General features: G+C 46.6%; 7 protein-coding genes. 3 read left to right on the top strand and 4 right to left on the bottom strand.

Translation table 11 applies throughout. The annotated features are described in order from the left end of the window. The first annotated feature begins 85 nt into the window (after positions 1-85). Positions 86-559 (top strand): FixH family protein, encoded by a 474-nt coding sequence (locus B2899_RS15360; protein ID WP_286886944.1) that lies wholly within the window; start codon positions 86-88, stop codon positions 557-559. A gap of 54 nt (positions 560-613) precedes the next feature. Here B2899_RS15360 and B2899_RS15355 read toward each other — a convergent pair whose 3' ends face one another. From B2899_RS15355 to B2899_RS15345, 3 genes are all read right to left on the bottom strand, one after another. Next, a complete protein-coding gene (locus B2899_RS15355; protein ID WP_286886942.1) occupies positions 614-862 on the bottom strand; it encodes a hypothetical protein in 249 nt (82 codons plus the stop codon). A gap of 386 nt (positions 863-1248) precedes the next feature. Further along, the gene (gene brnQ, locus B2899_RS15350; RefSeq protein WP_286886940.1) at positions 1249-2598 is read right to left on the bottom strand and encodes a branched-chain amino acid transport system II carrier protein; all 1350 of its coding nucleotides are present in this window, start codon (positions 2596-2598) and stop codon (positions 1249-1251) included. Between the two features lie 127 nt (positions 2599-2725). Further along, a complete protein-coding gene (locus B2899_RS15345; protein ID WP_286886938.1) occupies positions 2726-3163 on the bottom strand; it encodes a hypothetical protein in 438 nt (145 codons plus the stop codon). A gap of 205 nt (positions 3164-3368) precedes the next feature. On the opposite strand from B2899_RS15345, the gene B2899_RS15340 reads away from it, so the two are divergent. Further along, on the top strand, positions 3369-3872 hold the full coding sequence (locus B2899_RS15340; RefSeq protein ID WP_146811087.1) for a DUF3907 family protein: 504 nt from the start codon (positions 3369-3371) through the stop codon (positions 3870-3872). Positions 3873-4042: 170 nt separating this feature from the next. On the opposite strand, the gene B2899_RS15335 is transcribed toward B2899_RS15340, so the two are convergent. Next, on the bottom strand, positions 4043-5476 hold the full coding sequence (locus tag B2899_RS15335; protein WP_246147360.1) for a S8 family peptidase: 1434 nt from the start codon (positions 5474-5476) through the stop codon (positions 4043-4045). 249 nt (positions 5477-5725) lie between these two features. Here B2899_RS15335 and acsA point away from each other — a divergent pair, with 249 nt between their 5' ends. Then, on the top strand, positions 5726-7447 hold the full coding sequence (gene acsA, locus B2899_RS15330; RefSeq protein WP_286886933.1) for an acetate--CoA ligase: 1722 nt from the start codon (positions 5726-5728) through the stop codon (positions 7445-7447). Positions 7448-7554: the final 107 nt, after the last annotated feature.

The following is a 7554-nucleotide window of genomic DNA, read 5'->3' as shown; positions in this document are numbered from 1 at the left end:
AAGGCGAACGCCTTTTTCTTCTCTGGATCTCCTTTCCTCTTTTTCTCCTTCTTTCCTCATGATTTTCACAGAAAAGGTGAAGAATATGAAAAGAAAATGGGTGATGGTGTTTGCTATTTTACTGGCTTCGCTGGTGTTAGCCGCCTGTGGTTCTAAAGGGCAGGAGCAACAGAGCGATACGAAGAACGAGGGCGGCATCGATATATCATTTAAAGCACCGGAGAAGACGGAAGCGGGCAAAAAACTGGAGTATACCATCAATGTGATGAAAAAAGGTCAACCCATCGTAGAGGCTGATGTGGTCGTTCATCTAGAAATGAAGGAGATGGATCACGGCAAGAATGGTTTTCGGGCCAGGATGATTGAACCGGGCGTATATAAAGGCCAGGCCGTTCTGCCGATGGGCGGGGATTGGGTTGCCTATGTAAACGTAAAAACAGCCGGAGAAGAAGTGACCCGGTCATTCGATTTCAAAGCGGAAGGTGACATGATGCTCCCGGAAGAGATGAAAAAGGCAGGATTAAATGAAGACGGATCGCTTGCAAATCCTGATTTTTAACGATGATTATAAAAAGGGTGCATGTGCTTATCTAGATAAGCACATGCACCCTTTTTATGTTTTGGAAGTCGTATATACATATTCGCGGGCCAGCATCTCATCATAAGGTTCATTTGTCCACGGATCTTGCAAATCAGGACCGTCTAACCGTTTAAACCCTATGTTCTTCGTTCGTTTAACTGCTTTCGCAATTCGACTCGGCGTGCATTTCACAATGGGTGACGGTGACGTAAATGAATGCAGATTCTTTGCTGAATAGGTTATGCACGTGTTAATGATTTCATCCCAATTGGCGAAGCTCATAAGCGAGTCCTTCTCCTTTCCTTTTGAAATCTATGCCCGGGCATCCGTCAGCTATTATAAGAAAAGCAGAATCCGGCTGGCCTCCTTTCCCGCCTTTTCCCTTATTATAAAAAAGTGGAAATAAAATAACAATATTTTTTGTAATTTTCTATTAATTTTTACAAATGAAGTCGATATATGTCTTTTTCATATATTTGAAAAACTAACATGCTTTTCAGCCGTAGCTCCGGCATAAAAATAAGGAGAAGGGCGCTGACGGCAGTCCGAAGGAAAAGAGAGAAGAGAACGAGGGGGTGATTTCACTGTGGAAAAAGGCGAAGGTCCTTTTCTTCCCTCGATCTTCTTCTCTTTTCCCCCTTCTCCTTCTTTCTTCAAGATTTCGGCAATTATTCCGTTACCGTTTTACGAGAAGAAGGTGCCATGGCAGATATCATTCCACCAACAAGGATGCCGATAATAGCCGGAATAATCCAGCCCAGTCCCTGGGCCATCAATCCATTCATCAGAGGTAATTGGCTTAATGCTTCTGTTACAGCAGGGAATTTAAGGCCGGCTGCGGCTAAACCATCTAGAATCGAAATAACGGCGGCGCCCATCACGCCTCCCGTGTATACTGCTTTATGCCCCTGGAATAAGCTGTTTGTCAGTGTCAGTCCAATTAAAACAATTGCAATTGGATACAGGGTGACAAGCAGTGGTACAGAAATCTTCAGAATGGTAGAAAGTCCAAAATTGGTAATAACCAGACTAAACAAAATCAGGACGGACAGGACCAAACGGTAGGATAGTCGATTGCCCGTGAGGTATGAGAAGAACTCTGAACTGCTCGATACCAGTCCGACTGCGGTAGTCAGGCAGGCAAACGTAATGGCAAGCGATAGGAGAATAAGCCCCGTATCACCGAGCAACTGCTTTGCCAGAAGCGTAATCAATTGTCCGCCGTTCTCGTACGGACCGACAACATGTCCGCTTGTTGCCCCCAGATACGTAAGACCGACATACAAAAGTCCAAGTCCGGTTACCGCGATTATACCTGATTTGATAATAATTTTAGCCTGCATCTTTTGATCGGTTATTCCGCGTTCGCGTACTATGCTTGCGATGACAATCCCGAATACGAGTGCCGCAAGCGTGTCCATGGTATTATATCCTTCTAAAAATCCTTTTGAGAAGGGATTTTCAAGGGTAGGAGGAGCAAATTCCCCACCGGCCAGCGGAGCCAGCGCTCCCCGGATCAGCAGGATTGCCAGCAGAATAATCATGATTGGTGTAAGAATTTTACCGAATCGGTCCACCAGTTTCCCGGGGTTTAAGCAAAGCCAAAATGTCAGTGCAAAGAAAACGATACTATATATGAATAAACCGATTGCAGATGTTGTGTATCCCTTCGGAAGAAACGGAGCGACACCAATCTCGAATGCAACTGCGCCAGTCCGAGGAATAGCCAGCAAAGGTCCGATCGCCAGATAAGTTAATACGGAGAAAATAACGGAAAACACCGGGTTGACGCGGTTTCCCATCAACCTGACGTTTCCGCCGGCACTTGCCACTGCCGCTACTCCGAGAAGAGGCAGGCCCACGCCAGTAATTAAAAATCCGAGTACGGCTGTCCACATTGCGGGTCCTGCATCATGTCCAAGCGTTGGAGGGAAAATAATATTACCCGCTCCCATAAAGAGCGCAAATGTCATTAATCCAACAGCCCATAATTCTTTGAGTGATAAACCTTGCTTCATAATTGCCTCCTCATTTCAAAACCAACAGAAATAACTGAATTTTTTGTCGTATCTGTCAAACGACCTTCCTATCATATCATATTTTATTTATGAATAAATTATAATGGTGATATTCGAAATAGAAAGTTTATTCTATATTCTTTATAGGAAATACAAGGGAGGGCCACTGTGAGAGAGTAAAGCTTAATAAAAGGCGATGTTCTTTTGTAATGATTTCCAAAAAGCCCGTCCGCTCTTCATTTTCGATGAGGATAGGCTCTTTACGGTGCAGGAAAGCGGGGACTTGTGTGAGTGAAAAGATGATGTTTTCTTCTTCATCATAGAAGCGTACGATTTGATTTTGATTGCAAATACTTAGACTACGAAGGCGGAATGTACGTCCCTGATGAATGCGCCGCCATTCGAAGATGCCTAAGCGGGTCGTCTGATTGTGCTGACGGTAAGCCGGGAGAGGGACGACCGAGAAGTAGAGCGAATGAGGTTGGCTTTTTTCATGCAGCAGGTGGGAAACATGGAGTATTTCGCGCAGTTCGTGCGTAAGATGTAGAAAGCGAATGAATGCCATACAGGACAAACTCCTTTGTTTTATCGTTATCATTTAGTATGTCCTGAGCGTGGAGAGAACAAACAAAGAAGATGAGTGACAGGCGAAAAACAATTATGAATTTTTAAACATTATGGATTGGCGAAATAATACTGGGTTCATTGTAACAAATTTGTTACAATTGCTGTAATAGGGAAGAGAAATCTTAAAGGTTGGAGGGTATCTTATGCCAGAGACTCAGTTGAAAGAAATCTGTGAGGAGTCCTATAACAGACTGAAGAAAGTTTGCATGGAACTGGAGAAATTTCTGAATAGCACGACGCTGAATCAATTGGTACAAACTTCTTCGAACCCTGAGCAGTACGAGTCGTATTACCGGGACTACTTATCCGATTTTCGCCATCTTCTCGTTAACTGTGAAAACGCCTGCGAGAAGTTGGGCATCTGTCTGCGCCGCGCCCGCTTTAACAAGGAATTCGCGCAAGAAGTTCTCTATTCTGTGTATCACACATGCGTAAATCTATTCTTCTACCCGAAGGGAGAAGTATATGAAGAGGACGGCCGCAACTCATACACGGGCCGTGATGCGATTATCTTCCATAAGGAAGTGACGCCTGAGTTGAAAGAGCTGACTCTGTCACTTTCGAAAGTGTTCGAATATCTGCGCGATGAACTGCAATATTATGAGACAGATTATGTAACGATGAAGCGCATGAGCACTGCGCGTTAATTCAAATAATGTTAACTGCAAATCCCCCGCTGACGTAAAACAACGGGGGATTTTTTGTGTCTGTGGATAAAATATACATCCATGCAAAGGAAAATCAAACGGAGAAAAAGGAAGCCATTTCTATAGTTGAAGAAAAAATCGGGTGTCTTTTTCCTGTTATTTTCCACTGGCTACATGAACAAATCCCTCAACTGTTCAAAAAGCCCGTTGTTCTCTCTTTGCTGTGGTTTTTTTTGTACCGGGGGGGACGGCCTCGTTGCGTTTTGCATCTGTACACCGGCAAGATGGAGGGCATAAGGAACGTCGATAATCCCGTAACCATAGTTATGATCCCAGCCTAAGGGGCCGGCATCACGTGTTGCGTTCCGCATAATTTTCATTACTTCGGCGTTGCTCAAATCCGGATTCAGCGAACGGATGAGACCAGCCAGACCGGCAACGTGCGGACAGGCCATCGAGGTTCCAGAAAGTGAAGCGTAGTCGCTTTGCGTGTATGTGCTTGCGATATCTACCCCCGGTGCAGCTACGTCAATATAAGAACCGAAGTTGGAGAATTCAGCTTGTTGTCCATTCCAATCTACGGCCGCCACGCTGAGAACTTCCGGATAAGCGGCGGGAAAACTCGGCTGGGATGTGTGATCGTTACCGCTGGCTGCCACCATTACGACGTTTTTGCGAAACGCATATTTGATGGCGTCATGCAATACATTCGACGGATGATAATTGCCTACGCTCATGTTAATAACCTTGGCCCCGTGATCCGTTGCCCAGATAATGCCCTGTGCGATGTCGAATGAGGAGCCGCTTCCATCACTGCCGATACCTTTAATGGGCATGATTTTATTGTTCCAGGCAATGCCTGCGATGCCTTCGCCGTTGTTTGTGTTTGCCGCGATGATACCGGAGACGTGGGTGCCATGTCCATTGTCATCCTGCGGACGATTCGTTTTGTTCAGCACATTATAGCCTGGAGCTAGCTTGCCCTGGAATTCAGGGTGCTTCAAATCTATACCCGTATCGATAACCGCGATTACCACGTCGGCTCTCCCCTTACTAATATCCCATGCTTTTTCCATGTTGATAGCAGGCATATTCCACTGGTAGCGCGGATAGAGGGTATCATTCGGCGTGGCGTTCGGAAGCAAGAGGTAGTTCGGCTCCGCGAATTGCACGTCAGAACGCTTGTTGAAATAGGCGATAAGTTCCTCGGTTGATTTGGTGCGTGATTTGAAAATGAAATGCGTACCGGTACCCGCTTTTTTCCATCCGTTAATCGCCGTAAGCGTCTGTTGTAGAGTGGACGGAGACGGAGGTTGTTTAAATTTAACCGTAACCTCCCGCTTCATATAGTGAGTGGTCTGGTTGCTGTTATGGTGGATCGTAATGACATGTTCGCTATTGTTTAACTGGGTACGGGCTTCCTGTACTTCACTGATATAATTGATTCTGTAAAATTTCCCTTGTTGTTGCTTCTGTTGCACAACAGACGGATTTGCAGGCTTAGGTGGCGCTGCGCTGCGCTCGGGCTGGGCGAGCAGAAAATACGCTCCTGCCAAAATCGCAAGGGCGAAGGCGCTGTATTGAGCAAAGCGTCTCATCATCATTCCTCCTTGTTGCAATCACGCGATTAAACATAGCGTTTGGTGTCTGCGCCGATTGTATGAACGGTGGATTTTAACAGGAGAGCCGCATAAAGAAAGATAAAAGAGTTATAAAAAAATCGTAATTTTTTGAAGGTAAACGCTTTATTTTGTCGAATAAATATAGTAAAGTGTTGTATAACAAACCATACTTACTTAAAGTAAAAAGCCCTGTGAAAGGGCTACAACAACCTTAGGATGGGGGTAGAAACCATGACTACCAAAGAAAGACCGCAAGATATTATGATGCTTGATGAAACCGCAAACTTAAAAAATTACGATGAAGCGGTTCGTACTATGGATTGGAAAGAAGTCGAGAAGAACTTTTCATGGCATGAGACAGGCAAAGTGAACATCGTCTATGAAGCCATCGATCGGCATGTAGATAACGGCAACGGTCATAAAGTCGCACTGCTCTACACAGATGGCGAACGCGATGAGCAGTATACGTATGAACAGCTCCGACAGCTTTCCTCCCGGTTCGCTAACGGTTTGAAGGCGAAGGGTGTAAAGAAAGGCGACCGCGTGTTTATTTTTATGCCACGCAGTCCTGAGATGTATATCGCGCTGTTGGGAATTGTACGCATTGGCGCTATTGCCGGTCCGCTTTTCGAAGCGTTTATGGAAGACGCGGTGCGTGACCGCCTGCTTGATAGCGGAGCTGTCGCGGTTGTAACTACGCCGTCTCTTTTAAACCGCATTCCTGTGGATGCGCTTCCAGAATTAAAGCATGTTATCCTGGTCGGTGCCGAGGAGAAAACGGCTGACAATCAAGTGCTATATGAAGAAATGATGGCCGTATCGGATGAGTACACAATCGAGTGGGTAGATCGCGAATCCGGTATGCTGCTGCACTATACGTCCGGATCGACCGGCAAACCGAAAGGCGTATTTCAGGTACATGATGCAATGATTCACCAGTATCTGTCCGGCAAGTGGGTATATGACCTGCGTGAAGGCGATATTTATTGGTGTACAGCTGACCCGGGCTGGGTAACCGGAACTTCGGCGGGGATGTGGGCGCCGTGGTTGAACGGCGTAACCGTGGTATTGCGCGGCGGAAGATTTAAGCCCGCCGACTGGTATGCTACGCTTGAGAAGTACAAAGTCAATGTATGGTTCAGTGCGCCGACAGCGTTCCGTATGCTGATGGGTGAAGGGGACGAGTTGCCGAAGCGTTTTGATATTTCTAATCTTCGCCATATTCTGTCCGCGGGTGAGCCGCTAAATCCTGAAGTCATTCGCTGGGGATTAGATGTGCTAAACCGCCGCATTCACGACAACTGGTGGATGACGGAGACAGGCTCGACGATTTGTGCCAACTATCGCTCCATGCCGATTCGTCCCGGCTCAATGGGCAAACCGCTGCCGGGTATCAAGATGGCGATTATAGACGATGAGGGCAACGAACTCCCGCCAAATACTATGGGGAACTTGGCGATTATGCCGCCATGGCCGGCGATGATGCGCCAGATTTGGAATAACCCGGAGAAATACGAAGAGTATTTCGCGACAGGGTGGTACATGTCCGGCGATTCCGCCTATATGGATGAAGACGGATATTTCTGGTTCGAGGGCCGTGTAGATGATGTAATCAATACATCCGGCGAGCGTGTGGGACCGTTTGAAGTAGAGAGCAAATTAGTGGAACATCCTGGAGTAGCCGAAGCAGGGGTTATCGGGGTGCCTGATCCGGTGCGCGGAGAGATTATTAAGGCGTTCATTACGCTGCGTGCGGGATACGAAGAGAGCGATGAATTGAAAGAAGAAATCCGGTTATTCGTGAAGGAGCGTCTTGCCGCGCATGCAGCACCGCGTCAAATCGAATTCCGCGATAAGCTGCCGAAGACACGTTCCGGCAAAATTATGCGCCGTGTTCTAAAAGCATGGGAGTTGGGTTTGCCGACAGGCGATTTGTCGACAATGGAAGACTAATAAGCAAAGGCGAGAATCCACGATTCTCGCCTTTTTCTGTGAAAATTGTGAGGAAAGAAGGAGAGAAAGAGGAAAGGAGATCCGGGGAAGAAAAAGGCGTTCGCCTT

This window comes from Aneurinibacillus sp. UBA3580, assembly GCF_002375825.1.
Classification (GTDB): Bacteria; Bacillota; Bacilli; order Aneurinibacillales; family Aneurinibacillaceae; genus Aneurinibacillus; species Aneurinibacillus danicus.
This window is presented reverse-complemented; position numbering and strand designations above follow the sequence as displayed.